This is a genomic window from Streptococcus sp. Marseille-Q5619 (assembly GCF_946901205.1).
In the GTDB taxonomy this organism is placed as follows: Bacteria; Bacillota; Bacilli; order Lactobacillales; family Streptococcaceae; genus Streptococcus.
The window spans coordinates 101674-127040 of record NZ_CAMPPO010000006.1 but is presented as its reverse complement, the minus strand read 5'-3'; the positions used below and the strand labels follow the sequence as shown (position 1 = coordinate 127040).

The following is a 25367-nucleotide window of genomic DNA, read 5'->3' as shown; positions in this document are numbered from 1 at the left end:
GGGACCACATCGAAGGAGAATAAAATGACTAAACCCATTATTTTAACAGGAGACCGTCCAACAGGAAAATTGCATATTGGACATTATGTTGGAAGTCTCAAAAATAGAGTTTTATTACAGGAAGAGGATAAGTATGATATGTTTGTGTTCTTGGCTGACCAACAAGCTTTGACAGATCATGCTAAAGACCCTCAAACAATTGTAGAGTCTATCGGAAATGTTGCTTTGGATTATCTTGCAGTTGGATTGGATCCAAGTAAATCAACTATTTTTATTCAAAGCCAAATTCCAGAATTAGCTGAGTTGTCTATGTATTATATGAATTTGGTGTCATTAGCACGTTTGGAACGAAATCCGACAGTAAAAACAGAGATTGCTCAAAAGGGATTTGGAGAAAGTATTCCAACAGGATTTTTGGTTTATCCAATTGCACAAGCAGCTGACATCACAGCCTTTAAGGCCAATTATGTTCCTGTTGGGACAGATCAGAAACCAATGATTGAGCAGACTCGTGAAATTGTTCGTTCTTTTAACAACGCATATAACTGTGATGTTTTGGTAGAACCGGAAGGTATTTATCCAGAAAATGAGAGAGCAGGTCGTTTACCTGGTTTAGATGGAAATGCTAAAATGTCTAAATCCCTTAATAATGGTATTTATTTAGCTGATGATGCGGATACTTTGCGTAAAAAAGTAATGAGTATGTATACAGATCCAGATCATATTCGAGTGGAAGATCCAGGTAAGATTGAGGGAAATATGGTTTTCCATTATCTAGATGTTTTTGGTCGCCCAGAAGATGCTCAAGAAATTGCTGACATGAAAGAACATTATCAACGAGGTGGTCTTGGTGATGTGAAGACCAAGCGTTATCTACTTGAAATATTAGAACGTGAACTGGGTCCTATTCGTGAGCGCCGTATTGAATTTGCTAAGGATATGGGAGAAGTTTATAATATGCTTCAAAAAGGTAGTGAAAGAGCGCGTGAAGTTGCAGGTCAAACCCTATCTGAGGTTAAAGGAGCAATGGGACTCCATTACTTTAACTAAGTTTATTTTACAAGAAACTATCATTTCTATCTCAAAGAAAAGATAGTTTTTTATTTACCCCTGTAACATTTGACAAATTTTTATAGAATGGTATGATAGATACAATATAAAAAGAGTCAAGCTCAAAAAGAAAGAAAAGAGGAAACTTCGAATGTCTAATTGGGACACTAAATTTTTGAAAAAAGGTTTTACCTTTGATGATGTATTGCTTATTCCAGCTGAAAGTCATGTGTTGCCTAACGATGCAGATTTAACAACTAAATTGGCAGATAATCTGACTTTAAATATCCCAATTATTACCGCTGCCATGGACACAGTAACAGAGAGTCAAATGGCTATTGCTATTGCTCGTGCAGGCGGTCTCGGAGTTATCCATAAAAACATGTCAATTGCTCAACAAGCAGACGAGGTTCGTAAGGTAAAACGTTCTGAAAATGGAGTTATTATTGATCCCTTCTTCTTGACGCCTGAACATACAATTGCTGAAGCAGATGAGCTTATGGGACGTTACCGCATCAGTGGTGTTCCAGTTGTTGAAACACTTGAAAATCGTAAATTGGTTGGTATTTTGACAAACCGAGATCTTCGTTTTATTTCAGACTATAACCAACCAATCTCAAATCATATGACCAGTGAAAATCTTGTGACTGCTCCTGTAGGTACAGATCTTGCAACGGCTGAAAGCATTCTTCAAGAACACCGTATTGAAAAACTTCCGTTGGTCGATGAAGAAGGTCGCCTTTCTGGTTTGATTACTATCAAAGATATTGAAAAAGTTATTGAGTTTCCAAATGCCGCTAAAGATGAGTTTGGTCGTCTTCTAGTTGCAGGTGCAGTAGGTGTTACTTCAGATACATTTGAACGTGCAGAGGCTCTTTTTGAGGCAGGAGCGGATGCGATTGTTATTGATACTGCACATGGTCATTCTGCAGGTGTTTTGCGTAAAATTGCTGAGATTCGTGCTCATTTCCCAGATCGTACTTTAATTGCTGGAAATATTGCTACTGCTGAAGGTGCACGTTCCCTTTATGAAGCAGGCGTAGATGTTGTCAAGGTTGGGATTGGCCCAGGTTCTATCTGTACTACTCGTGTGATTGCTGGTGTTGGTGTTCCGCAAGTAACAGCTATCTACGATGCTGCAGCTGTTGCGCGTGAATATGGTAAAACGATCATTGCTGACGGTGGAATCAAGTATTCTGGAGATATTGTAAAAGCACTTGCGGCTGGTGGTAATGCTGTTATGCTTGGATCAATGTTTGCTGGAACTGATGAAGCTCCAGGTGAAACTGAAATCTTCCAAGGACGTAAGTTCAAGACTTACCGTGGTATGGGATCAATTGCTGCTATGAAGAAAGGTTCAAGCGATCGTTACTTCCAAGGTTCTGTCAATGAAGCAAACAAACTTGTTCCAGAAGGAATTGAAGGTCGTGTTGCTTATAAAGGTGCGGCAGCTGATATTGTCTTCCAAATGATTGGAGGTATTCGCTCTGGTATGGGTTACTGTGGTGCAGCTAACCTTAAAGAACTACACGATAATGCTCAGTTTATTGAAATGTCTGGTGCTGGTTTGAAAGAAAGCCACCCTCACGATGTACAAATTACTAATGAGGCACCAAATTATTCTATGTAAAAACAATGGAAAGAACTCCCGTGAAAACAGGAGTTCTTTTACGATGTTGTCAATTCACATTTACAGCAACTTTACCATCCTGAATAGTAAAGATACTTAGATTTTCTGGCAGATTTTGAAGATGATCTAAGCTTGTTGTTGTGATAAAGGTTTGGATTGAATGAGAAATCGTTTCTAATAATTTTAACTGTCTAGTGTTGTCAAGTTCACTCATGACATCGTCAAGCAATAATATCGGAGATTCTGTAGTAATACTTTCCATTAATTCGATTTCTGCTAATTTTATAGAAAGGACGAGACTACGATGTTGGCCTTGACTTCCGAAACTAGCATCCATCCCATTTATATAAAAAGAAATGTCATCTCGATGAGGACCGACACCAGTATTCTTTTTAAATAAATCTCTGGATCTACTTTTTTCTAAAGAAATTTTGAAAGATTCGGATAAGTCTTCTTTGTCAGTTAGCTTGACAGAAGATTGATAGTATATTGACAACTCTTCAATCTGATTAGAAAGCTCAAAATGTTTCTTACGGCCAAAATATTCTAGTTTTTTTATGAAATCTAAGCGGTGATTCATCACACGACATCCATAATCAACTAGCTGATCATCTAGTACTGAAAGGAAGGTTTCATCTATTTTTTGAGCTGATTTTAGGTAAGTGTTTCTTTGCTTTAGGATGTGGTTATAATTGGTTAAGTCAGATAAATAGATTGGCTTGATTTGTCCAAGTTCCATATCAATGAATTTTCGTCGAACCGAAGGTGCTCCTTTAATTAGTTGTAAATCTTCAGGAGCAAATAAGACAACATTCATGTGTCCTACATAATCTGAAAGGCGTGCCTGTTTTAAATGATTAACTTTTGTCACACGTCCTTTTTGTGTTAGTTCGATTTCGAGGGGAATAGATCCCGTTTTTTTCTGAACAAGACCTGAAAGATGAAGTTGTTCCTCATCAAAATGAATGAGATTTTTATCTGTTCGAGTTCGATGACTACGCGTTAAGGCTAAAAAATAGATAGCCTCTAACATATTTGTTTTTCCTTGTGCATTACGTCCCAAAAAGACATTCAATTTAGGATTAAAGTCTATTTTCGTCTCTTTGTAATTACGAAAAGTCTTGAGAGATAGGTGTTGTAGCCACATGATTATCTACCAGGGAATCGCGGAGCTTGTTTGCTTTTTGGTGATGAAGTAGGTTTAGAGTTGTCTTTTTTTACTCCTTTATTCATCTCCTTAACAAGTTTAGCGATTCGTTCTTTTTCAACTTTATCAGCTTGGTATTCATCTAGTTCTTCAGAAGTAGGTTGTGTCAACAAGATGTCAATATTCATGTCAGGGATGTCAACTTTATCGCCAATACGAAGTTTTTTACCGCGACGACTCTCTAATTCCCCATTAAAGTAAACAGAATGTTCAGAGAGAAAGGATTTGATAGCTCCTCCGCTATGTGTGATTCCAAGTTCTTTGAGTAGTGCTTGGAGGGTAATAAATTCTTCAAATAATTTGTATTCCATAATTCACCTCAATCTTTGGTATTATACCATATTTTCCTAAAAATAGTGAGAGAAACAGGGAGAAATGTAAGCGATTTTTATTTCAAAAGTGTTACAGAGAACAAGAAAATTTCAGGTTTTCGTGATATAATAGAAGTCTGTATATAAGGAGGTAAATCATGGAGTTAGTGCATGGAATTTCAACACATTTTATCCAATCAAAGAAGTTTAAAACGAACAAAATCGCCGTGCGTTTTACCACTCCATTATCCCTCGATACGATTGCAGGTCGCATGTTGAGTGCGAGTATGCTAGAGACTGCTAATCAGATGTACCCCACTTCTCAAGATTTGAGAAGACATTTAGCCAGTCTATACGGTACAGATATGTCAACCAATTGTTTCAGAAGAGGGCAAAGTCACATTGTAGAATTGACATTTACCTATGTTCGTGATGAGTTTTTAAGTAGGAAAAATATGCTAACTTCTCAGGTTTTGGAACTTGTAAAAGAAACTCTTTTTTCACCCGTAGTAGTTGATAATGGGTTTGATTCGGCCTTATTTGAAATTGAGAAAAAGCAATTGCTAGCAAGTTTAGCAGCTGATATGGATGATTCTTTTTATTTCGCACATAAAGAATTAGATAAATTATTTTTTCATGATGAACGTCTCCAATTGGAATATAGTGATTTACGAAATCGTATTTTAGCTGAAACTCCACAAAGTTCTTATTCTTGTTTCCAAGAATTTTTGGCCAATGATCGAATCGATTTCTTTTTCCTAGGTGATTTTAATGAGGTTGAAATTCAAAATGTATTAGAATCATTTGCCTTTAAAGGTCGAGAAGTGGATGTGAAGATTCAATATTGCCAACCTTATTCCAATATCTTGCAAGAAGGCATGGTTAGGAAAAATGTGGGACAGTCTATTTTAGAGTTGGGATATCATTGCTCTGCTGAATATGGTGATGAGCAACATTTCCCCATGATTGTAATGAATGGTTTACTTGGTGGATTTGCTCACTCTAAACTATTTACAAATGTCCGTGAAAATGCTGGATTGGCTTATACTATTTCAAGTCAGCTTGATTTGTTTAGTGGATTCTTGAGGATGTATGCTGGTATCAATCGAGAAAATCGTAACCAGGCTCGTAAAATGATGAATAATCAACTGATTGATTTAAAAAAAGGATATTTTACAGAGCTTGAGTTAGAGCAGACCAAGGAAATGATTCGTCGGTCTTTGTTACTTTCTCAAGATAATCAATCTTCATTGATTGAACGTGCTTATCAAAATGCCTTACTTGGAAAATTTTCGGCAGACTTTAAAAGTTGGATTGCAAAACTCGAGCAAGTTGCCAAAGATGATATTTGTAGAGCAGCTAATAATGTGAAACTACAGGCGATTTACTTTATGGAAGGAATAGAATGACAAAGGTTATTTTTGAAGAAAAATACTATCCAGCTGTAAAAGAAATGGTTTATCGGACTCGTTTGGCCAACGGATTGACAGTTGCTCTTTTGCCTAAAAAGGAATTTAAAGAGGTTTACGGGAGTGTCACTGTTCAGTTTGGTTCAGCAGATGCGCTTGTCACAGGAGTTGACGGAGCTGTAAAACAATATCCTGCAGGAATTGCTCATTTTCTTGAACATAAATTATTTGAAAGAGAAGATTCTAGCGACTTGATGTCGGCTTTTACGAGTCTAGGTGCAGATAGTAATGCCTTTACAAGCTTTACAAAAACAAGTTATCTTTTTTCAGCAACGGATCATTTTTTAGAAAATTTAGACTTACTTGATGAATTGGTAACATCAGCACACTTTACTGAAGACTCCATTCTGAGAGAGCAGGATATTATCCAGCAAGAACGAGAAATGTATCAAGATGATCCAGATTCGTGTTTATTCTTTTCAACTTTAGCGAATTTGTATCCAGGAACACCTTTAGCAACTGATATAGTTGGTAGTGAGGAGTCCATTTTCCAAATCAATCTAACTAATTTGCAAGAAAATTTTACAAGATTTTACAAACCTGTAAACATGTCTCTGTTTTTAGTTGGTAATTTTGATGTGGATCAAGTACAGGACTACTTTGAAAGAAAAGAACGTAAAGATTTAGATGTTCAGGAAGTAGCAAGAGAAAAGTTTGTTTTACAAGATGTAAAGCAAACAGACAGTATGAGAATGGAAGTGTCTTCTCCCAAATTAGCGATTGGGATTAGAGGTAAGCGAGAAGTTGCTGAGGCCGATTGCTATCGACATCATATTTTATTAAAATTATTGTTTGCAATGATGTTTGGTTGGACTTCGGATCGTTTTCAAAAATGTTATGAATCAGGTAAAATTGATGCGTCCTTATCTCTGGAAGTTGAAGTAACAAGTCGCTTTCATTTTGTCATGTTGACAATGGATACAAAAGAGCCAGTTGCTTTATCTCATCAGTTTAGGAAGGCCATTCGTAATTTTACAAAGGATTTAGATATTACAGAGGATCATTTGGATACTATCAAAAGAGAGATGTTTGGAGAATTTTTCAGTAGCATGAACTCTCTTGAATTTATTGCAACGCAATATGATACTTTTGGACAAGGTGAGACAATCTTTGATTTGCCGAAGATTTTACAGGAAATTACTTTAGAGGATGTCCTTGATGCTGGACATCATTTAATAGATGAAGGGGATATAGTTGATTTTACAATATTCCCATCGTAGTAACCTATCATAATAGACACTAGAAAGAAGGGATGACAAGTATGAGAAAAAAAACAATTGGAGAGGTTTTACGATTAGCTAGAATCAATCAGGGATTGAGTTTAGATGAATTGCAGAAAAAAACAGAAATCCAGTTAGATATGTTGGAAGCAATGGAAGCAGACGATTTCGATCAACTTCCAAGTCCTTTTTACACGCGTTCTTTCTTGAGAAAATATGCATGGGCTGTTGAGTTAGATGACCAAATTGTTTTGGATGCTTATGATTCTGGGAGTATGATTACTTATGAGGAAGTAGATGTTGATGAAGACGAGTTGACAGGTCGTAGACGTTCAAGTAAGAAAAAGAAGAAAAAAACATCATTTTTACCTTTATTCTATTTTATCCTTTTTGCTTTATCGATTTTAATTTTTGTGACCTATTATGTTTGGAACTATATTCAAACTCAACCAGAGGGGGCTTCTCTTTCTAATTACAGTGTGGTTCAATCAACAAGTTCAATAAGTTCAACTAGCTCTGTTCCCCACTCTTCAAGTAGTAGTTCATCTAGCAGTTCTTCTAGTGTAGAATCAGCTATAAGTGTGTCAGGTGAAGGAAATCATGTAGAAATCGCTTATAAGACAAGTAAGGAAACAGTTAAATTGCAATTGGCAGTTTCAGATGTTACAAGTTGGATCAGCGTTTCAGAAAGCGAACTTGAGGGCGGTGTAACCTTATCACCGGATAATAAAAGTGCAGAAGCAACAGTTGCAACAAAAAATCCTGTAACAATTACGTTAGGTGTTGTAAAAGGTGTTACTTTGACAGTAGATAATCAGACTGTTGATTTATCGAAGTTAACAGCGCAGACTGGACAAATCACTGTAACCTTTACTAAAAATTAAGGAAAAACGAATGAAAAAAGAACAAATTCCCAATCTCTTAACAATAGGTCGAATTCTCTTTATACCTATTTTTATCTTTATTTTAACAGTAGGAAATTCGATAGAGAGTCATATAGTGGCAGCTATTATCTTTGCTGTTGCCAGTATTACCGACTATTTAGATGGATATTTAGCACGTAAATGGAATGTGGTCAGTAATTTTGGTAAATTTGCAGATCCTATGGCGGATAAGTTACTAGTTATGTCGGCTTTTATTATGCTGATTGAGTTAGGTATGGCTCCAGCTTGGATTGTTGCAGTAATTATCTGTCGTGAGTTGGCTGTGACAGGTTTAAGGCTTTTATTGGTTGAAACTGGTGGAACAGTTTTAGCAGCGGCAATGCCTGGAAAAATTAAAACTTTTAGTCAGATGTTTGCGATTATTTTCTTGCTATTACATTGGACTTTGCTTGGTCAAGTTCTACTTTATGTGGCCTTGTTTTTCACTATCTACTCTGGCTATGATTATTTCAAGGGTAGTGCCTATGTATTTAAAGGGACATTTGGTTCGAAATGAAATCAATAATTGATGTAAAAAATCTTTCTTTTCGCTATAAAGAAAATCAGAAATACTACGATGTGAAGGATATTACGTTTCACGTGAAACGTGGAGAATGGCTTTCGATTGTAGGGCACAATGGTAGTGGTAAATCAACGACTGTACGATTAATTGATGGCTTACTGGAAGCAGAATCTGGAGATATTGTAATCAATGGCCAACGGTTGACTGAGGAAAATGTTTGGAGCATACGGCGTCAAATCGGTATGGTTTTTCAAAATCCAGACAATCAATTTGTTGGAGCGACTGTTGAAGATGATGTTGCCTTTGGTTTGGAAAATCAGGGCCTTTCTCGTCAAGAAATGAAAAAGAGAGTGGAGGAAGCTCTGGATTTGGTTGGCATGTTGGACTTTAAAAAGAGAGAGCCGGCGCGTCTATCAGGTGGCCAAAAGCAACGTGTGGCCATTGCAGGTGTTGTAGCCCTAAGACCAGCTATTTTAATCTTAGATGAAGCAACAAGTATGTTGGATCCTGAGGGACGTAGAGAACTGATTGAGACAGTAAAAGGAATTCGGAAAGACTATGATATGACGGTCATTTCCATTACACATGATTTGGAAGAAGTTGCCATGAGTGATCGTGTGTTGGTCATGAAAAAAGGGGAAATTGAATCAACTAATAGTCCAAGAGATCTTTTCTCTCGAAATGATTTGGATCAAATTGGATTAGACGATCCTTTTGCTAATCAATTAAAAAAATCTTTGAGCCAGAATGGCTATGATTTACCTGAAAATTATTTGACAGAAAGTGAGCTAGAGGATAAGCTATGGGAATTGCTCTAGAAAATGTGAATTTTACATATCAAGAAGGGACTCCCTTAGCTTCAACAGCTTTGTCGGATGTTTCTTTGACGATTGAAGATGGTTCTTATACGGCTTTAATTGGGCACACAGGTAGTGGTAAATCAACTATTTTACAACTCTTAAATGGTTTATTGGTGCCAAGTCAAGGGAGTGTGAGGGTTTTTGATACCTTAATCACCTCGACTTCTAAAAATAAAGATATTCGTCAAATTAGAAAACAGGTTGGCTTGGTATTTCAGTTTGCTGAAAATCAGATTTTTGAAGAAACGGTTTTGAAAGACGTTGCTTTTGGACCGCAAAATTTTGGAGTTTCTGAAGAAGATGCGGAGCAGATTGCACGTGAGAAACTGGCTTTGGTTGGAATTGATGAATCACTTTTTGATCGTAGCCCGTTTGAGCTATCAGGTGGACAAATGAGACGTGTTGCCATTGCAGGTATACTTGCAATGGAGCCAGCTATATTAGTCTTAGATGAACCCACAGCAGGTCTGGATCCTCTGGGAAGAAAAGAGTTGATGAACTTGTTCAAAAAACTCCACCAGTCAGGGATGACCATTGTCTTGGTAACGCATTTGATGGATGATGTTGCTGAATATGCGAATCAAGTCTATGTAATGGAAAAGGGACGTTTAGTTAAGTATGGTAAACCGAGTGACGTCTTTCAAGATGTTGTCTTTATGGAAGAAGTGCAGTTGGGAGTACCTAAAATTACGGCCTTTTGTAAACGATTGGCTGATAGAGGTGTGTCATTTAAACGATTACCGATTAAGATAGAGGAGTTCAAGGAGTCGCTAAATGGATAGTATGATTTTGGGGCGTTATATCCCAGGGGATTCGATTGTTCACCGATTGGATCCACGTAGCAAATTACTTGCTATGATGCTACTGATTTTGATTGTGTTTTGGGCTAATAACCCTTTGACGAATCTAATTCTTTTCATAGTGACAGGGATATTTATTGCCTTGTCAGGAGTATCTCTTTCATTTTTTATTCAGGGCTTGAAATCTATGTTTTTCTTGATTGCCTTCACAACTATTTTTCAACTTTTTTTCATTTCTAATGGGAATGTTTTATTTGAGTTTTCGTTTGTGAGAATCACGGATTATGCTTTGCAACAAGCTGGGATTATTTTTTGTCGCTTCGTATTGATTATTTTCTTTTCAACTTTGTTAACCTTAACAACCATGCCCTTAAGTTTGGCCTCAGCTGTAGAAGCTTTGTTAGCGCCTTTAAAGCGTGTGAAAGTTCCAGTTCATGAAATTGGATTGATGCTGTCCATGAGTCTACGTTTTGTTCCAACATTGATGGATGATACGACGCGGATTATGAATGCGCAGAAAGCACGTGGAGTGGATTTTGGTGAAGGAAGCATCGTTCAAAAAGTAAAGGCGATGATTCCCATTTTGATTCCTCTTTTTGCGACAAGTTTAAAACGTGCAGATTCCTTGGCTATCGCCATGGAAGCGCGTGGTTATCAGGGTGGAAAAGGTAGAAGTCAATACCGACAATTGAAATGGACTCGAAAGGATACGCTGACCATTCTTGTTATTCTCGTACTTGGTTGTTGCTTATTTTTCTTAAAATCTTAGTAGCTTTCAGGAATTGATAAAAAAGTTACTGTAACAGTTCTTGATATAAAGGTAGGGATATGAACCGTTTTAAAAAATCAAAATATGTCATTATTGTTTTTGTCACTGTTCTGCTTGTCTCAGCTCTCTTAGCGACGACTTATTCAAGTACAATTGTGACAAAATTAGGAGATGGAATCTCATTGGTTGATAGGGTTGTACAAAAACCTTTTCAGTGGTTTGATTCTGTCAAATCAGATTTGGCTCATTTGACACGAACATATAATGAAAATGAAAGTTTGAAGAAACAGATTTACCAGTTAGAAGTCAAATCAAATGAGGCGGAAACTTTAAAGACAGAAAATGAACAATTGCGCCAATTGCTTGATATGAAGTCCAAGTTGCAAGCTACAAAGACTTTGGCAGCAGATGTTATTATGCGTTCTCCGGTATCTTGGAAGCAGGAGTTGACTTTAGATGCAGGGAAATCAAAAGGGGCTTCTGAGAATATGTTAGCTATTGCAAATGGTGGCTTGATTGGGAGTGTTTCAAAAGTAGAGGAGAACTCTACTATAGTCAACCTTCTGACAAATACGGAAAATACTGATAAGATTTCTGTTAAAATTCAACACGGCACTACCACAATTTATGGAATTATTGTTGGCTACGACAAGGAAAATGAAGTTCTTAAAATTAGTCAATTAAATAGTAATAGCGATATTAGTACAGGCGATAAGGTGACAACGGGTGGATTAGGAAACTTTAACGTTACGGATATTCCTGTTGGTGAAGTGGTTGCCACAACGCATAGTACAGACTATTTGACACGAGAAGTAACTGTTAAATTGAGTGCAGATACTCATAATGTGGATGTGATAGAATTAGTGGGGAATTCATAATGAGACAGTTGAAGCGGGTTGGAGTGTTTTTATTGCTTCCTTTCTTTGTTCTAATTGACGCCCATATTAGCCAGCTTCTGGGCTCATTTTTCCCCCATGTACATTTGGCTAGTCATTTTCTATTTCTATTTCTATTATTTGAGACGATAGAAGTATCAGAGTATCTCTACCTAGTCTATTGTTTTGTGATAGGCTTGGTTTACGATGTTTACTTTTTCCATCTAATAGGGATTGCAACTCTCTTATTTATCTTATTGGGAGCGTTTCTTCATAAATTGAATAGTGTTATTTTGTTGAATCGTTGGACACGAATGCTCTCTATGATTGTCCTGACCTTCCTGTTTGAAATGGGTAGTTATCTTTTGGCTTTTATGGTAGGGCTGACAGTGGATAACATGTCGATTTTTATAGTCTATAGCTTGGTACCGACGATGATTTTAAATTTTTTATGGATTACTGTTTTTCAATTTATTTTTGAAAAATATTATCTATAAGAACGACATATAAATGTAACAAAGGCGTAATATTTATTGGAGTTTTTTTTGGTATACTAGTATTGTCTTAAACAGAAGGAGTATTTATTAACCATGAAGAAAAAAATCTTAGCCTCGCTTTTATTAAGTACAGTAATGGTTTCCCAGGCAGCAGTATTGACGACTGCCCATGCAGAAACGACTGATGACAAAATTGCTGCTCAAGATAATAAAATTAGTAACTTAACAGCACAACAAGAAGAAGCACAAAAACAAGTTGATCAAATTCAGGAGCAAGTATCTGCTATTCAAGCAGAGCAATCTAACTTGCAATCTGAAAATGATAGATTACAAGCAGAATCTAAGAAACTCGAGGGTGAGATTACAGAACTTTCTAAAAACATTGTTTCTCGTAACCAATCTTTGGAAAAACAAGCTCGTAGTGCTCAAACAAATGGAGCCGCAACTAGCTATATCAATACCATTGTAAACTCAAAATCAATTACAGAAGCTATTTCACGTGTTGCTGCAATGAGTGAAATCGTATCTGCCAACAACAAAATGTTGGAACAACAAAAGGCAGATAAAAAAGCTATTTCTGAAAAACAAGTAGCAAACAATGAAGCAATCAATACTGTAATTGCTAATCAACAAAAATTGGCAGATGATGCTCAAGCATTGACTACTAAACAGGCAGAACTAAAAGCTGCTGAATTGAGTCTTGCTGCTGAGAAAGCGACAGCTGAAGGGGAAAAAGCAAGTCTATTGGAACAAAAAGCAGCAGCTGAGGCAGAGGCACGTGCAGCTGCGGCAGCAGAAGCAGCTTATAAAGAAAAACAAGCTAGCCAACAACAATCAGTACTTGCTTCAGGTAATACAAACCTAACAGCACAGGTACAAGCAGTATCTGAATCTGCAGTAGCACCTGTTCAGGCTAAAGTACGTCCAACATATAACACGGATGCCTCAACTTATCCAATTGGAGAATGTACCTGGGGAGTTAAAACATTAGCACCTTGGGCTGGAGACTATTGGGGTAATGGAGCACAGTGGGCTACAAGTGCAGCAGCAGCAGGATTCCGTACAGGATCGACACCTCAAGTTGGAGCAATTGCATGTTGGAACGATGGTGGATATGGACACGTAGCGGTTGTTACAGCTGTTGAATCAACAACACGTATCCAAGTATCAGAATCAAACTATGCAGGTAATCGCACACTTGGAAACCACCGTGGATGGTTTAATCCAACAACGACTTCTGAAGGTTTTGTGACATATATTTATGCAGACTAATTACAGAGGGACTCGAATAGAGCCCTCTTTTTCAGTTTTTACCAGGGACAATAACGATTAAAAATCCCATCAAAATAGCTTGAAAATATCGAAAAAGTATGGTAGAATAAAAATTGTCGTGTGAACGATAATACTCATTCTTGATGAATTGTGAAGCAGTTGCCCTTGGGTCGTTTTGCGAGTTGAAGTCAAGAAGAGGAAAAAAACAAAAAGGAGAAATACTCATGGCAGTAATTTCAATGAAACAACTTCTTGAGGCTGGTGTACACTTTGGTCACCAAACTCGTCGCTGGAACCCTAAGATGGCTAAATACATCTTTACAGAGCGTAACGGAATCCACGTTATCGACTTGCAACAAACTGTAAAATACGCTGACCAAGCATACGACTTCATGCGTGATGCAGCAGCTAACGATGCAGTTGTATTGTTTGTTGGTACTAAGAAACAAGCAGCTGATGCAGTTGCTGAAGAAGCAGTACGTTCAGGTCAATACTTCATCAACCACCGTTGGTTGGGTGGAACTCTTACAAACTGGGGAACAATCCAAAAACGTATCGCTCGTTTGAAAGAAATCAAACGTATGGAAGAAGATGGAACTTTTGAAGTTCTTCCTAAGAAAGAAGTTGCACTTCTTAACAAACAACGTGCACGTCTTGAAAAATTCTTGGGTGGTATCGAAGATATGCCTCGTATTCCAGATGTGATGTACGTAGTTGACCCACATAAAGAGCAAATCGCTGTTAAAGAAGCTAAGAAATTGGGAATCCCAGTTGTAGCGATGGTTGACACAAACACTGATCCAGATGATATCGATGTAATCATCCCAGCTAACGATGATGCTATCCGCGCTGTTAAATTGATCACAGCTAAATTGGCTGACGCTATCATTGAAGGACGTCAAGGTGAAGATGCAGTAGCGGTTGAAGCAGAATTTGCAGCTTCAGAAACTCAAGCAGATTCAATTGAAGAAATCGTTGAAGTTGTAGAAGGCGACAACGCTTAATTCATATAAATAGTAATTACCTAGGAGGGCGGGGCTTAGCCCGGCTCTCCTATTTTTAAAAAATATAGGAGAATAAAAATGGCAGAAATTACAGCTAAACTTGTAAAAGAGTTGCGTGAAAAATCTGGTGCCGGTGTTATGGACGCTAAAAAAGCATTGGTTGAAGTGGAAGGCGATATCGAAAAAGCGATTGAATTGCTTCGCGAAAAAGGTATGGCAAAAGCAGCTAAGAAAGCTGACCGTGTTGCTGCAGAAGGTTTGACTGGTGTTTATGTTGACGGTAACATTGCAGCAGTTGTTGAAGTAAATGCTGAAACTGACTTCGTTGCGAAAAACGCTCAATTTGTTGAGTTGGTAAACGCAACAGCTAAAGCAATCGTTGAAGGAAAACCAGCTAATAATGAGGAAGCACTTGCTTTGACTATGCCTTCAGGTGAAACTCTTGAAGCTGCATACGTATCTGCAACAGCGACTATCGGAGAAAAAATCTCATTCCGTCGCTTTGCTTTGATTGAAAAAACAGATGCACAACACTTCGGAGCATACCAACACAACGGTGGACGTATCGGTGTTATCTCTGTAATCGAAGGTGGAGACGAAGCACTTGCTAAACAAATTTCAATGCACATTGCTGCTATGAAACCAACAGTTCTTTCATACAAAGAATTGGATGAGCAATTTGTTAAAGATGAGTTGGCACAATTGAACCACGTTATCGACCAAGATAACGAAAGCCGTGCAATGGTTAACAAACCAGCTCTCCCACACTTGAAATATGGATCAAAAGCTCAATTGACTGATGATGTTATTGCTCAAGCTGAAGCTGACATCAAAGCTGAGTTGGCTGCAGAAGGCAAACCAGAAAAAATCTGGGACAAAATCATCCCAGGTAAAATGGATCGCTTCATGCTTGACAATACTAAAGTTGACCAAGCTTACACACTTCTTGCACAAGTTTACATCATGGATGACAGCAAGACAGTTGAAGCATATCTTGAATCAGTTAACGCTTCAGTAGTTGAGTTCGCTCGCTTTGAAGTTGGTGAAGGTATTGAGAAAGCTGCAAACGACTTTGAAGCTGAAGTTGCAGCTACAATGGCAGCAGCCTTGAATAACTAATTATAGAAAGGAAGTAAATTTGCTTCCTTTTTTCTATGCAGTCGATCCTTATAGGGAGAACTTCCTATTTTCAAGGTAAAAATAAAAAGCCCTATAATAAGGGCCAATTGTATTTAGGAGACTAAACTTCAAATTCATAGAGTGCTGTAGAGAGATAACGTTCACCGTTATCTGGTGCTAGAGCAAGGACTTTTTTACCTGAACCTAATTTTTTGGCAATTTCGATGGCTCCGTAGATAGCTGCAGCTGAAGAAATCCCTACAAGGAAGCCTTCTTTTCCACCAATTTCACGTCCGAGTGCAAGAGCATCATCTGATGTTACACGAACAATACCATCATAGGCGTTTGTATCAAGTGTATCAGGAATAAATCCAGCTGAGATACCTTGAATTTTGTGAGGACCAGGTTTTTCACCAGATAGAATAGCAGATTCATCAGCTTCCACTGCATAAACTTGAATGTTTGAATTTGCTGATTTGAGTGCATGAGAAACACCAGAAATTGTTCCACCGGTACCAACCCCAGCAACAAAGGCATCTAATCCATCTTTACCGAAAGCAGCTAGTATCTCAGCTCCTGTTGTTCTTTCGTGTACTTCTGGATTAGCTGGGTTGTCAAATTGAAGAGGAAGGAAACCATCACGTTCAGCAGCGATTTCTTGAGCCTTAGCAATAGCACCTTTCATTCCCTCGCTACCAGGAGTTAGGACGAGTTCAGCACCATAAGCTTGGATAATCTTACGTCGTTCCACACTCATAGTTTCAGGCATAACGATAACAACTTTATACCCTTTAGCAGCCCCTACCCATGAAAGTCCAATACCAGTGTTTCCACTTGTTGCTTCAACAATAGTAGAACCAGGTTTCAGAATACCGTCTTGTTCAGCTTTTTCAATCATGCTAAGAGCAATACGGTCTTTTACAGAAGAACCAGGGTTAAATGCTTCAAGTTTTACATAGACATCTGCAGCACCTTCTGGCACAATGTTGTTTAGTTTAACAATCGGAGTTTGACCGATTAGTTCAGTAATGTTGTTATAAATAGACATATGAATACCTCTTTGTATAAGATATATCTAGTATAACGCTATCTATACCATTTGTAAAATATAGAAATCCTATCGAAGTGATAGGATTTTTTTATATCACAGGTCTAAGCCATTAATTTTTAAGCGATTGTGATAAGTTAATTTTAGTAAATAGGTGTAAAGAAGAAAGTTATCAGTTTTCTTTTTGAATTGCTTCATTTTCTAGTAACTCTTGGCAAGAACCTTTTTATGTTGCTAATTAAAGTAGCGGTGAAAATATCAGTGAAACACTGTATTATCTATTGTTTACACTAGGTTTACAGGAACCTCAACTTCGCGTAAACCTTGATCAGTTAAAGTGACTTTTCCATTAAAAAACTCCACCAGTGCAGCTTTAATAGTTTCTTTTTCTTCTTTATCAACATAAATCATCGTATCGACTTGATCTGTAAAATTTGTATCTAGCTCCATGAGATTATGTTCTTTAAGGAAGTTACTGTACTCTTGGTACTGAGCGTAAGATATTTGAATAGCAATGCCAGCTTGTTCCTTTATTTCAATGATGCCAATTTCTTTGACGGCTAAGGCAACACTGCCTGCGTACGCACGAATTAGTCCTCCAGCGCCTAGTTTAATACCACCAAAGTAGCGTGTCACGACCACACAGACATTGGTGAGATTGTGATTTTCTAGTACCCCAAGCATGGGAACACCAGCAGTGCCACTAGGCTCGCCATCATCACTTGTACGTTTGATTTCACTACGTTCCCCAATAATAAATGCAGAGCAGTTATGCGTAGCTTTGTAGTGTTCTTTTTTGATAGCAGTAATGAAGTCACGAGCCTCTTCTTCGCTATAAACACGCTTGGCATGACAGATAAAGCGGGATTTTTTGATTTCTTCTTGGACTTGACCGTCCTCTTTAATTGTTCTAAATTCCATGATTTAATTGTACTAAAAAATCATCTAAAGCGCTAGGTTTTTACGAATAAAGAAGTATGAAAGTAAATCCAAATTATCTCGGTCGTTTGTTTACGGAGAATGAATTAACAGAAGAAGAACGTCAGTTGGCGGAGAAACTTCCAGCAATGAGAAAGGAGAAAGGGAAACTTTTCTGTCAACGTTGTAATAGTGCTATTTTAGATGAATGGTATTTGCCCATCGGTGCTTACTATTGTAGGGAGTGTTTACTGATGAAGCGAGTCAGGAGTGATCAAGCTTTATACTATTTTCCACAGGAGGATTTTCCGAAGCAAGATGTTCTTAAATGGCGTGGTCAATTAACTCCTTTTCAAGAGAAGGTGTCAGAGGGACTGATTCAAGCAGTAGACAAGCAGGAGCCAACCTTAGTTCATGCGGTAACAGGAGCTGGAAAGACAGAAATGATTTATCAAGTAGTGGCTAAAGTGATTAATGGAGGTGGTGCAGTGTGTTTGGCTAGTCCTCGCATAGATGTTTGTTTGGAGCTGTATAAGCGCCTGCAACAGGATTTTTCTTGCGGAATAGCTTTGCTACATGGAGAATCGGAACCTTATTTTCGAACACCACTAGTTGTTGCGACGACCCATCAGTTATTGAAGTTTTATCAAGCTTTTGATTTGCTGATAGTGGATGAAGTAGATGCTTTTCCTTATGTTGACAATCCCACGCTTTACCACGCTGTCAAGAATAGTGTAAAGGAGAATGGATTGAGAATCTTTTTAACAGCGACTTCGACCGATGAGTTAGATAGGAAGGTTCGCATAGGAGAACTAAAACGATTGAGTTTGCCAAGACGGTTTCATGGAAATCCGTTGATTATTCCTAAACCTGTCTGGTTATCGGATTTTAATCACTGTTTAGAGAAAAATCGGTTGTCACCAAAGTTAAAGTCCTATATTGAGAAGCAGAGAAAGACAGCTTATCCGTTACTCATTTTTGCTTCAGAAATTAAGAAAGGGGAGCAATTAAAAGAAATCTTACAGGAGCAATTTCCAAATGAGAAAATTGGCTTTGTATCTTCTGTAACAGAGGATCGATTAGAGCAGGTACAAGCTTTTCGAGATGGAGAACTGACAATACTTATCAGTACGACAATCTTGGAGCGTGGAGTTACCTTCCCTTGTGTTGATGTTTTCGTAGTAGAGGCCAATCATCGTTTGTTTACCAAGTCTAGTTTGATTCAAATTGGTGGACGAGTTGGACGAAGCATGGATAGACCGACAGGAGATTTGCTTTTCTTCCATGATGGGTTAAATGATTCAATCAAGAAGGCGATTAAGGAAATTCAGATGATGAATAAGGAGGCTGGTCTATGAAGTGCTTGTTATGTGAGCAGACTATGAAGACTGTTTTAACTTTTAGTAGTCTCTTACTTATGAAGAATGATGCCTCCTGTCTTTGTTTAGATTGTGATTCTACTTTTGAGAGAATTGGAGAAGAGTACTGTCCAAACTGTATGAAAATAGGATTGTCAACAAAGTGTCAAGATTGTCAATTTTGGTGTAAAGAAGGAGTTGAGGTCAGTCATAGAGCGATTTTCACTTACAATCAAGCTATGAAGGATTTTTTTAGTCGATATAAATTTGATGGAGACTTCCTTTTAAGAAAAGTTTTTTCTTCATTTTTAAGTGAGGAGTTGAAAAAGTACAAAGAGTACCAATTTGTAGTCATTCCATTAAGTAAGGAGAGATATGCTGATAGAGGATTTAATCAGGTTGAGGGCTTGGTCAATGCAGCAGGATTTAAGTACCTGGATTTGTTAGAGAAAAGAGAAGAACGAGCCAGTTCTTCTAAAAGTCGTTCAGAGCGCTTGGCGACAGAACTTCCTTTCTTTATTAAAAGTGGAGTCCGCATTCCTAAGAAAATCCTACTTATAGATGATATCTATACTACAGGAACAACTATAAATCGTGTGAAGAAACTGCTGGAAGAAGCTGGTGCTGAGGATGTAAAAACATTTTCCCTTGTAAGATGAGGAAAAAATTTGCAAAAATAGAATGAAAGCGTTATAATAAAATCATAAAAACAAAAATGTTTAGAAAGAAGGTACTCATATGATTAAATATAGTATCCGTGGTGAAAACCTAGAAGTAACAGAAGCAATTCGTGATTATGTAGTTTCTAAACTCGAAAAGATCGAAAAGTACTTCCAGCCAGAACAAGAGTTGGATGCCCGAATTAACTTAAAAGTTTATCGTGAAAAAACTGCTAAAGTGGAAGTAACGATTCCGCTTGGCTCTATTACTCTTCGTGCAGAAGATGTATCTCAAGATATGTATGGTTCAATTGACCTTGTAACTGATAAAATTGAACGTCAGATTCGTAAAAACAAAACAAAAATCGAGCGTAAAAATAAAAATAAGGTAGCAACTAGTCAATTATTTACAGATGCTTTGGTGGAAGATTCAAATGTTGTCCAGTCTAAAGTTGTTCGTTCAAAACAAATTGATTTAAAACCAATGGATTTGGAAGAAGCTATTCTACAAATGGATTTGTTAGGACATGATTTCTTTATTTATGTGGATGTTGAAGATCAGACAACCAATGTGATTTATCGTCGTGAGGATGGCGAGATTGGTTTGTTAGAGGTTAAAGAATCTTAAGAAAAATGAAATATAAAAAGTGGTTTACTTTCGGGTAAATCACTTTTTATATTTCAAGGAAGAGGGAGTTTGTGTAGCTAATTGAAATTAGAGTTGAACGTCTTAGGTGCTAAAATATTGCTAGTAATTGGATTGAATTTCCTAGTCAATTTGTTTAGATTTTATTTCTCTATATAAAGCGACTGTGTTTAGTTTAAGTATTTTTTATCTATTTTGTCTTTTGTAATACAAGTAGCTATGAGGAATAATAGATATCTATTTAGAGGGTGTGTAGATTGTAGAATGGAAGTTTGGAAGAAAAAGTTATTGCCCATATAAGAGAGATGGCTTGTCTCTATGGATAAATTCTTAAAAAGTAAGTGGAAGAACTATCTATAAATCTAACTTATAGCTCTATTCATTTTTATTAAGTAGACAAAATACTAGTTGAAGAGATAGAATGGATTTGTCAACAAATAGCGAGCAATAAAATGTAAGCGTTCTTAAAATAAAAGAAGGAGTCATAACTATGGCAACAAAACAAGAAATTTTACGTGAACTATATCCTGAGGATCTTTTTCATTACGCTGATGGTTTAACATTAGGGGAAGCTGAAGTACTACAAGAAACTCGTCGTTTGATTGAAAAACATCTACGTCCAGTTATCAACGAATACTGGGAAAAACCTGATTTCCCATTTGAAGAATTTTATGCTGTCGCTAAGGGTGCTCAAATCATGAACAATCCAAAATTGTTTGAAGGTCGTGAAGGAAGCTATAAACCATCTGAATTGTATATTACCTTTTTATATCTAGAACTAGCTCGCTTCGATGCTTCAATCGCAACTTTCTACACAGTTCATGGGGGACTTTGCTATAACACTATTTTATTGGGTGGGGATGAAAGACAACAGAAAGAATTTCTTCCTAAGTTGGCTTCATTTGACTGGCAAGGATGTTTTGCCTTAACAGAACCGCTTTCTGGTTCGGATATCGCTGGTGGTCTATCAACAACTGCTGAGCGTGTTGGAGATAAGTGGATTTTGAACGGAGAAAAGCGTTGGGTTGGTGGTTCAGATACAGCAGATGTTGTTCCTGTATTTGCTCGTGATGTGGCAGACGGTAAGGTGAAATGTTTTATTGTCCGTAAAGGTGCCCCTGGCTACCATGCAGAGCCTATTCCACATAAGATTGCACTGCGTTGTATCCGCAATGGTCATATTACAATGAAGAATGTAGAAGTTCCAGACTCAGATCGTTTGGTTAACATCAATGGATTTGGAGATGTAGCACGTATTCTAACATTTACTCGTGCCGATGTAGCGCATATTGCTATGGGAGTAACATGTGGTTCATATGTGGCAGCTCTTAAATATGCAAAAGATCGTCAACAGTTTAAGCGTCCGATTGCCAAATTCCAAATTGTTCAAGAAAAATTAGCTAGAATGCAAGCTAATGCTGTAGCAGCTCTTGCTTACTCAACTCGTATTGCTGAAATGCAGGAAGAGGGTAATGAGTTGATGCTCAATTCTGCTCTAGCGAAAATGCATAACTCCTTAGTAATGCGTGAAACAGTAGCTCTTGCGCGTGAAACATGTGGTGGTAATGGTATTACTTTGGAAACAGATGTGGCACGATTCTTTGCAGATGCGGAATCAATCTATACTTATGAAGGTTCGCACGAAGTCAATGCTTTGATTGTAGGTCGTGAAATTACTGGATTGGGTGCATTTGTTTAATAGAACTAGGACGATTGAAGGGTTTGTTTTCAATCGTCCTTGCTTCATAATGTGATTTACTTAGAATAAAAAGGAGAAAAAATGATCTCAAATGTAATGATAATTGGCTCTGGTCAGATGGGAAGTGGTATTGCTCAAGTATTTGCTCAAGCTGGATTTACGGTTTATTTGAATGATATCAAAGAAGAATTTGTTCAACGAGGATTGAACAACATAACAAAACAGTTGGAACGTTCGGTTGAAAAAGGACGTCTATCTGCAGATGAGAAAGACAAAGTGGTTGCCAATTTAATTCCTTCTACTTCATACGAAGACGCGAAAAATGTACAATTGGTTATTGAAGCTGCGACTGAAAATCGTGATATTAAACTCAGTATATTTAAACAATTGGACGAAATCACAGATTCTAAAACAATTCTAGCATCAAATACTTCCTCTCTATCTATCACAGATATTGCAGCCGCAACTAAGAACCAAGAACGTGTGATTGGAATGCACTTTTTTAATCCTGCTCCAGTGATGAAATTAGTTGAAGTGATTAAAGCTTTGCAGACTTCGGATGAAGTAGTGGCAGAAATCCGTGAACTTACAAAGAAAATTGGAAAAACTCCTGTTGATGTTAAAGATTCTTATGGATTTGTAGTAAACCGTGTATTGATTCCTATGATCAATGAAGCTATTTATATCTTAGGAGAAGGAGTTGCTAGTGCTGAAGAAATAGATGAGGCAATGAAACTAGGTGCGAATCATCCTATTGGTCCCTTAGCTTTGGCCGATTTGATTGGATTGGATGTTTGCCTTGCAATTATGGGTGTTTTGAACCAAGGATTTGGTGATCAAAAATACCGTCCTGCTCCTCTTTTGAAGAAAATGGTAGAGGCTGGAAAATTGGGACGTAAGTCAAAAGAAGGGTTCTTTACTTACTAGAAAAAATGGAGGTAGTCATGAAAGATGTAGTTATTGTATCGGCGGTACGTACTCCTTTGGGTTCCTTTGGAGGAAGCTTGAAGAATATTTCAGCTGTCGAATTGGGCTCTTTGGTAATTAAGAGTGTTTTGGAAAAAGCGAATATTAAATCAGAGCAGGTAGATGAAGTGATCATGGGGAATGTCCTAGGCGCAGGTTTAGGTCAAAACGTGGCTCGCCAAATGAGTATTCATGCAGGACTCCCTGAATTTACACCAGCTTTTACTATCAATAAGGTTTGTGGTTCAGGTTTGAAGGCAGTACAATTGGCTGCTCAAGCTATTCAGTGTGGGGATGCTGATATTATCGTAGCTGGTGGGGCAGAAAATATGAGTCAAGCTCCATACGTATTGCCAAACTTCCGCTGGGGAGGACGCATGGGAGACTCTAACGTTGTTGATACCATGATTAAAGATGGGTTGTCTGATGCCTTCAACGAATATCATATGGGGATTACAGCTGAGAATGTGGCTGAAGAATATGGTATTAGCAGAGATGATCAAGATGCTCTTGCTTTAGAATCACAAAAAAGAGCAGTGGCAGCTATAGAATCTGGACGCTTTAAAGAAGAAATTGTTCCAGTGGTCATTCCGCAACGTAAAGGAGATCCGGTTGTCTTTGATACAGACGAATTTCCTAGAAAAGATGCCAGCTTGGAAAGCTTGTCTAAGTTACGTCCTGTTTTCAAAAAAGACGGTTCTGTTACGGCGGGGAATGCTTCTGGTATCAATGATGGAGCAGCAGCTGTCTTGGTCATGAGTGCTGACAAAGCTGAAGAATTAGGACTTCCAGTGATTGCTCGCATTCGTTCTTATGCAAGCGCAGGTTTGGATCCTAAGATTATGGGATGTGGACCGATTTATGCGACACGCAAGGCTCTTGAAAAAGGCAATTTGACAGTTGATGATCTTGACTTGATTGAGTCAAATGAAGCTTTTGCCGCCCAGGCTTGTGCGGTTGGTAAAACGCTTGGTTTCAATACAGATATTGTCAATGTTAACGGTGGTGCTATTGCTCTTGGTCATCCAATCGGGGCTTCAGGTTGTCGTATCCTAGTGACTCTTGTACATGAGATGATGAAGCGCGATGCCAAAACTGGATTAGCGACTCTATGTATTGGAGGCGGTATGGGCACAGCTCTTATCGTTGAACGCTAATGAACTATTTATGTCGTGTGTCTTTCTTTTAATATACCATTATTAAATAGAGTTTTATTTGGAAACTGATAATTCTTATACCTTATCACGCATGCTCTTCATGATGCTGCGTGATAAGGTATTTTTGATAGTGTAAGTTAGTAGCAGCCATGGAACATAGATTAAATTAAGATCTAAGTCTGCTGGATAAGAATTGTAGTAGAGCTGTTAGGAAAAGGCGTTTAAGAAGTAACTTCTATATTAAAGTGAAACAAGAATTTAACAATTTAATTTTTGAATTCAAATCAATTAGTTTAGAAACGATATTGCACTAGTCCAGATTCACTTCGCTATATATTTTCCTAGACTTAAGGTAGTTGATATTGTTGAAATGAACTATTTTTTTAATGGTCATATATGTATTTATGTGATTGTTATCGTTCATTTGATGGGGATTATTTGAAGCAAAACTAAACTATAAGTTGTACTTATAGGATTATAAACTAAGATTAAGTAGACGGATTGATTTAAATGAGTTATCATAAAAATGTAAGCTCTTACATTTGGTATCGGTATTTGTTGACACTGTACTCTGTACTCAAAAAAAATTAAGTAGGAGCAGAATAATGAGTAAAACAGTTTTATTAGAGCAGAAGAATGGGATTGGTTACCTTACAATAAATCGTCCAGCAGCTTTGAATGCTTTAAGTTCAGAAGTTTTGACTGACTTAAATCATGTTTTAGACGAAATTGAAGCAAGTGATGATATTCGTGTTGTGATTGTGACTGGACAAGGTGAAAAAGCATTTGTTGCAGGAGCGGATATCAAAGAGATGGATCAAATGTCTCCTATCCAAGCACATGATTATATGACCTATGCTAATGATACGTTTACCCGTCTATCTGAACTAACGCAACCAACTATTGCAGTTCTAAACGGTTATGCTTTAGGAGGTGGTTTGGAATTAGCCCTATCAACAGATATTCGTATTGGTTACGAAAAGACCACTGTAGGATTTCCAGAGGTAGGTCTAGGTATTATTCCAGGATTTGCTGGAACACAAAGAATGTCTCGCTTAATTGGTACCAGCAAGACAAAAGAACTAATTTTTACTGCTAGAATGGTTAAAGGTCAAGAAGCCTATGAATTAGGCATCTTGAATAAATTGGTGGCAGCTGAGGAATTGTTGACAGCAGCTGAGGAATTGGCAGTCTCTATTATGAAAAACGCTCCTTTGGCAGTTGAAAAAGCCAAGCATATTATTCAAGTTGGATCAGAACTCCCACTGAAAAATGCGATTCGATTAGAAACAGAAGCTGAAGCTCTCCTCTTCTCAACAGAAGATAAGGTAGAAGGAATGCGCGCTTTTGTTGAGAAACGCAAAGCTGAGTTTCAGCGTAAATAGAA

The 25367-nt window shown here is 37.6% G+C and carries 25 protein-coding genes and 1 pseudogene; 21 read left to right on the top strand and 5 right to left on the bottom strand.

What is annotated here, in order from left to right; genetic code table 11:
- Positions 1-24 precede the first annotated feature (24 nt).
- A complete protein-coding gene (gene trpS, locus OC530_RS08535; RefSeq protein ID WP_000165457.1) occupies positions 25-1050 on the top strand; it encodes a tryptophan--tRNA ligase in 1026 nt (341 codons plus the stop codon).
- A 151-nt stretch (positions 1051-1201) separates the two neighbouring features.
- Positions 1202-2680, top strand: coding sequence for an IMP dehydrogenase (gene guaB, locus OC530_RS08530; RefSeq protein ID WP_060806032.1), 1479 nt, complete (start codon positions 1202-1204; stop codon positions 2678-2680).
- 49 nt (positions 2681-2729) lie between these two features.
- Here guaB and recF read toward each other — a convergent pair whose 3' ends face one another.
- Positions 2730-3827, bottom strand: a complete 1098-nt coding sequence (recF, locus tag OC530_RS08525; protein WP_262081076.1) for a DNA replication/repair protein RecF — start codon at positions 3825-3827, stop codon at positions 2730-2732.
- 2 nt (positions 3828-3829) lie between these two features.
- Positions 3830-4198 carry a S4 domain-containing protein YaaA gene (yaaA, locus tag OC530_RS08520; RefSeq protein ID WP_061438545.1) on the bottom strand — a complete coding sequence of 123 codons (369 nt, stop codon included), beginning with the start codon at positions 4196-4198 and terminating at the stop codon, positions 3830-3832.
- A 158-nt stretch (positions 4199-4356) separates the two neighbouring features.
- Between yaaA and yfmF the strand changes: the two genes are divergently transcribed.
- The 12 genes from yfmF (at position 4357) to tsf (ending at position 15529) form a co-directional block, all read left to right on the top strand.
- Positions 4357-5607: an EF-P 5-aminopentanol modification-associated protein YfmF gene (gene yfmF, locus OC530_RS08515; RefSeq protein WP_112445431.1), complete on the top strand. Its 1251-nt coding sequence runs from the start codon at positions 4357-4359 to the stop codon at positions 5605-5607.
- Positions 5604-6887, top strand: coding sequence for an EF-P 5-aminopentanol modification-associated protein YfmH (yfmH, locus tag OC530_RS08510; RefSeq protein WP_173218757.1), 1284 nt, complete (start codon positions 5604-5606; stop codon positions 6885-6887). The genes yfmF and yfmH overlap by 4 nt, the downstream gene beginning before the upstream one ends.
- A gap of 41 nt (positions 6888-6928) precedes the next feature.
- Positions 6929-7771 (top strand): cytoskeleton protein RodZ, encoded by an 843-nt coding sequence (gene rodZ / locus OC530_RS08505; protein WP_173218759.1) that lies wholly within the window; start codon positions 6929-6931, stop codon positions 7769-7771.
- A gap of 10 nt (positions 7772-7781) precedes the next feature.
- Positions 7782-8327 carry a CDP-diacylglycerol--glycerol-3-phosphate 3-phosphatidyltransferase gene (pgsA, locus tag OC530_RS08500; RefSeq protein ID WP_050441171.1) on the top strand — a complete coding sequence of 182 codons (546 nt, stop codon included), beginning with the start codon at positions 7782-7784 and terminating at the stop codon, positions 8325-8327.
- On the top strand, positions 8324-9151 hold the full coding sequence (locus tag OC530_RS08495) for an energy-coupling factor ABC transporter ATP-binding protein (protein ID WP_262081075.1): 828 nt from the start codon (positions 8324-8326) through the stop codon (positions 9149-9151). The genes pgsA and OC530_RS08495 overlap by 4 nt, the downstream gene beginning before the upstream one ends.
- Positions 9136-9975 (top strand): energy-coupling factor transporter ATPase, encoded by an 840-nt coding sequence (locus OC530_RS08490; RefSeq protein WP_173234337.1) that lies wholly within the window; start codon positions 9136-9138, stop codon positions 9973-9975. Before OC530_RS08495 ends, OC530_RS08490 begins: the two co-directional genes overlap by 16 nt.
- Positions 9968-10762, top strand: a complete 795-nt coding sequence (locus OC530_RS08485) for an energy-coupling factor transporter transmembrane protein EcfT (RefSeq protein ID WP_173234336.1) — start codon at positions 9968-9970, stop codon at positions 10760-10762. Before OC530_RS08490 ends, OC530_RS08485 begins: the two co-directional genes overlap by 8 nt.
- Positions 10763-10821: 59 nt before the next feature.
- Positions 10822-11640 carry a rod shape-determining protein MreC gene (gene mreC, locus OC530_RS08480; RefSeq protein WP_173234335.1) on the top strand — a complete coding sequence of 273 codons (819 nt, stop codon included), beginning with the start codon at positions 10822-10824 and terminating at the stop codon, positions 11638-11640.
- Positions 11640-12134, top strand: coding sequence for a rod shape-determining protein MreD (mreD, locus tag OC530_RS08475; RefSeq protein WP_061654453.1), 495 nt, complete (start codon positions 11640-11642; stop codon positions 12132-12134). Before mreC ends, mreD begins: the two co-directional genes overlap by 1 nt.
- A gap of 93 nt (positions 12135-12227) precedes the next feature.
- Positions 12228-13406, top strand: coding sequence for a peptidoglycan hydrolase PcsB (pcsB, locus tag OC530_RS08470; protein ID WP_173212950.1), 1179 nt, complete (start codon positions 12228-12230; stop codon positions 13404-13406).
- Positions 13407-13630: 224 nt separating this feature from the next.
- Entirely contained in the window at positions 13631-14410 is a 780-nt protein-coding gene (gene rpsB / locus OC530_RS08465) for a 30S ribosomal protein S2 (protein WP_000268466.1), read from the top strand.
- 78 nt (positions 14411-14488) lie between these two features.
- Positions 14489-15529 (top strand): translation elongation factor Ts, encoded by a 1041-nt coding sequence (tsf, locus tag OC530_RS08460; RefSeq protein ID WP_000808091.1) that lies wholly within the window; start codon positions 14489-14491, stop codon positions 15527-15529.
- A 121-nt stretch (positions 15530-15650) separates the two neighbouring features.
- Here tsf and cysK read toward each other — a convergent pair whose 3' ends face one another.
- The 3 genes and pseudogenes from cysK to OC530_RS08445 form a co-directional block, all read right to left on the bottom strand.
- Positions 15651-16577: a cysteine synthase A gene (gene cysK / locus OC530_RS08455; RefSeq protein WP_112444666.1), complete on the bottom strand. Its 927-nt coding sequence runs from the start codon at positions 16575-16577 to the stop codon at positions 15651-15653.
- A gap of 96 nt (positions 16578-16673) precedes the next feature.
- Positions 16674-16769, bottom strand: a pseudogene (locus OC530_RS08450) (PH domain-containing protein); the annotation flags it as partial.
- A gap of 93 nt (positions 16770-16862) precedes the next feature.
- Positions 16863-17498: a YigZ family protein gene (locus tag OC530_RS08445; protein ID WP_112444668.1), complete on the bottom strand. Its 636-nt coding sequence runs from the start codon at positions 17496-17498 to the stop codon at positions 16863-16865.
- Positions 17499-17554: 56 nt separating this feature from the next.
- Here OC530_RS08445 and OC530_RS08440 point away from each other — a divergent pair, with 56 nt between their 5' ends.
- The 7 genes from OC530_RS08440 to OC530_RS08410 all read left to right on the top strand — a co-directional run bounded on the left by OC530_RS08440 (position 17555) and on the right by OC530_RS08410 (position 25365).
- The gene (locus OC530_RS08440) at positions 17555-18853 is read left to right on the top strand and encodes a DEAD/DEAH box helicase (protein WP_173218763.1); all 1299 of its coding nucleotides are present in this window, start codon (positions 17555-17557) and stop codon (positions 18851-18853) included.
- Positions 18850-19512 (top strand): ComF family protein, encoded by a 663-nt coding sequence (locus tag OC530_RS08435; protein ID WP_173218765.1) that lies wholly within the window; start codon positions 18850-18852, stop codon positions 19510-19512. The genes OC530_RS08440 and OC530_RS08435 overlap by 4 nt, the downstream gene beginning before the upstream one ends.
- 79 nt (positions 19513-19591) lie before the next feature.
- A complete protein-coding gene (gene hpf / locus OC530_RS08430) occupies positions 19592-20140 on the top strand; it encodes a ribosome hibernation-promoting factor, HPF/YfiA family (protein WP_050073478.1) in 549 nt (182 codons plus the stop codon).
- A gap of 508 nt (positions 20141-20648) precedes the next feature.
- Positions 20649-21857 (top strand): acyl-CoA dehydrogenase family protein, encoded by a 1209-nt coding sequence (locus OC530_RS08425; protein WP_050242834.1) that lies wholly within the window; start codon positions 20649-20651, stop codon positions 21855-21857.
- 81 nt (positions 21858-21938) lie between these two features.
- Positions 21939-22784, top strand: a complete 846-nt coding sequence (locus OC530_RS08420) for a 3-hydroxybutyryl-CoA dehydrogenase (protein ID WP_050242833.1) — start codon at positions 21939-21941, stop codon at positions 22782-22784.
- 17 nt (positions 22785-22801) lie between these two features.
- The gene (locus OC530_RS08415; protein ID WP_050242832.1) at positions 22802-23980 is read left to right on the top strand and encodes an acetyl-CoA C-acetyltransferase; all 1179 of its coding nucleotides are present in this window, start codon (positions 22802-22804) and stop codon (positions 23978-23980) included.
- 605 nt (positions 23981-24585) lie between these two features.
- A complete protein-coding gene (locus OC530_RS08410) occupies positions 24586-25365 on the top strand; it encodes an enoyl-CoA hydratase/isomerase family protein (protein ID WP_050242831.1) in 780 nt (259 codons plus the stop codon).
- Positions 25366-25367 lie beyond the last annotated feature (2 nt).

Bases quoted from the DNA above. Each gene is read 5' to 3' on its own strand.
- trpS (WP_000165457.1), top strand. From the start codon at position 25: ATGACTAAACCCATTATTTTAACAGGAGACCGTCCAACAGGAAAATTG.
- guaB (WP_060806032.1), top strand. From the start codon at position 1,202: ATGTCTAATTGGGACACTAAATTTTTGAAAAAAGGTTTTACCTTTGAT.
- recF (WP_262081076.1), bottom strand. From the start codon at position 3,827: ATGTGGCTACAACACCTATCTCTCAAGACTTTTCGTAATTACAAAGAG.
- yaaA (WP_061438545.1), bottom strand. From the start codon at position 4,198: ATGGAATACAAATTATTTGAAGAATTTATTACCCTCCAAGCACTACTC.
- yfmF (WP_112445431.1), top strand. From the start codon at position 4,357: ATGGAGTTAGTGCATGGAATTTCAACACATTTTATCCAATCAAAGAAG.
- yfmH (WP_173218757.1), top strand. From the start codon at position 5,604: ATGACAAAGGTTATTTTTGAAGAAAAATACTATCCAGCTGTAAAAGAA.
- rodZ (WP_173218759.1), top strand. From the start codon at position 6,929: ATGAGAAAAAAAACAATTGGAGAGGTTTTACGATTAGCTAGAATCAAT.
- pgsA (WP_050441171.1), top strand. From the start codon at position 7,782: ATGAAAAAAGAACAAATTCCCAATCTCTTAACAATAGGTCGAATTCTC.
- OC530_RS08495 (WP_262081075.1), top strand. From the start codon at position 8,324: ATGAAATCAATAATTGATGTAAAAAATCTTTCTTTTCGCTATAAAGAA.
- OC530_RS08490 (WP_173234337.1), top strand. From the start codon at position 9,136: ATGGGAATTGCTCTAGAAAATGTGAATTTTACATATCAAGAAGGGACT.
- OC530_RS08485 (WP_173234336.1), top strand. From the start codon at position 9,968: ATGGATAGTATGATTTTGGGGCGTTATATCCCAGGGGATTCGATTGTT.
- mreC (WP_173234335.1), top strand. From the start codon at position 10,822: ATGAACCGTTTTAAAAAATCAAAATATGTCATTATTGTTTTTGTCACT.
- mreD (WP_061654453.1), top strand. From the start codon at position 11,640: ATGAGACAGTTGAAGCGGGTTGGAGTGTTTTTATTGCTTCCTTTCTTT.
- pcsB (WP_173212950.1), top strand. From the start codon at position 12,228: ATGAAGAAAAAAATCTTAGCCTCGCTTTTATTAAGTACAGTAATGGTT.
- rpsB (WP_000268466.1), top strand. From the start codon at position 13,631: ATGGCAGTAATTTCAATGAAACAACTTCTTGAGGCTGGTGTACACTTT.
- tsf (WP_000808091.1), top strand. From the start codon at position 14,489: ATGGCAGAAATTACAGCTAAACTTGTAAAAGAGTTGCGTGAAAAATCT.
- cysK (WP_112444666.1), bottom strand. From the start codon at position 16,577: ATGTCTATTTATAACAACATTACTGAACTAATCGGTCAAACTCCGATT.
- OC530_RS08445 (WP_112444668.1), bottom strand. From the start codon at position 17,498: ATGGAATTTAGAACAATTAAAGAGGACGGTCAAGTCCAAGAAGAAATC.
- OC530_RS08440 (WP_173218763.1), top strand. From the start codon at position 17,555: ATGAAAGTAAATCCAAATTATCTCGGTCGTTTGTTTACGGAGAATGAA.
- OC530_RS08435 (WP_173218765.1), top strand. From the start codon at position 18,850: ATGAAGTGCTTGTTATGTGAGCAGACTATGAAGACTGTTTTAACTTTT.
- hpf (WP_050073478.1), top strand. From the start codon at position 19,592: ATGATTAAATATAGTATCCGTGGTGAAAACCTAGAAGTAACAGAAGCA.
- OC530_RS08425 (WP_050242834.1), top strand. From the start codon at position 20,649: ATGGCAACAAAACAAGAAATTTTACGTGAACTATATCCTGAGGATCTT.
- OC530_RS08420 (WP_050242833.1), top strand. From the start codon at position 21,939: ATGATCTCAAATGTAATGATAATTGGCTCTGGTCAGATGGGAAGTGGT.
- OC530_RS08415 (WP_050242832.1), top strand. From the start codon at position 22,802: ATGAAAGATGTAGTTATTGTATCGGCGGTACGTACTCCTTTGGGTTCC.
- OC530_RS08410 (WP_050242831.1), top strand. From the start codon at position 24,586: ATGAGTAAAACAGTTTTATTAGAGCAGAAGAATGGGATTGGTTACCTT.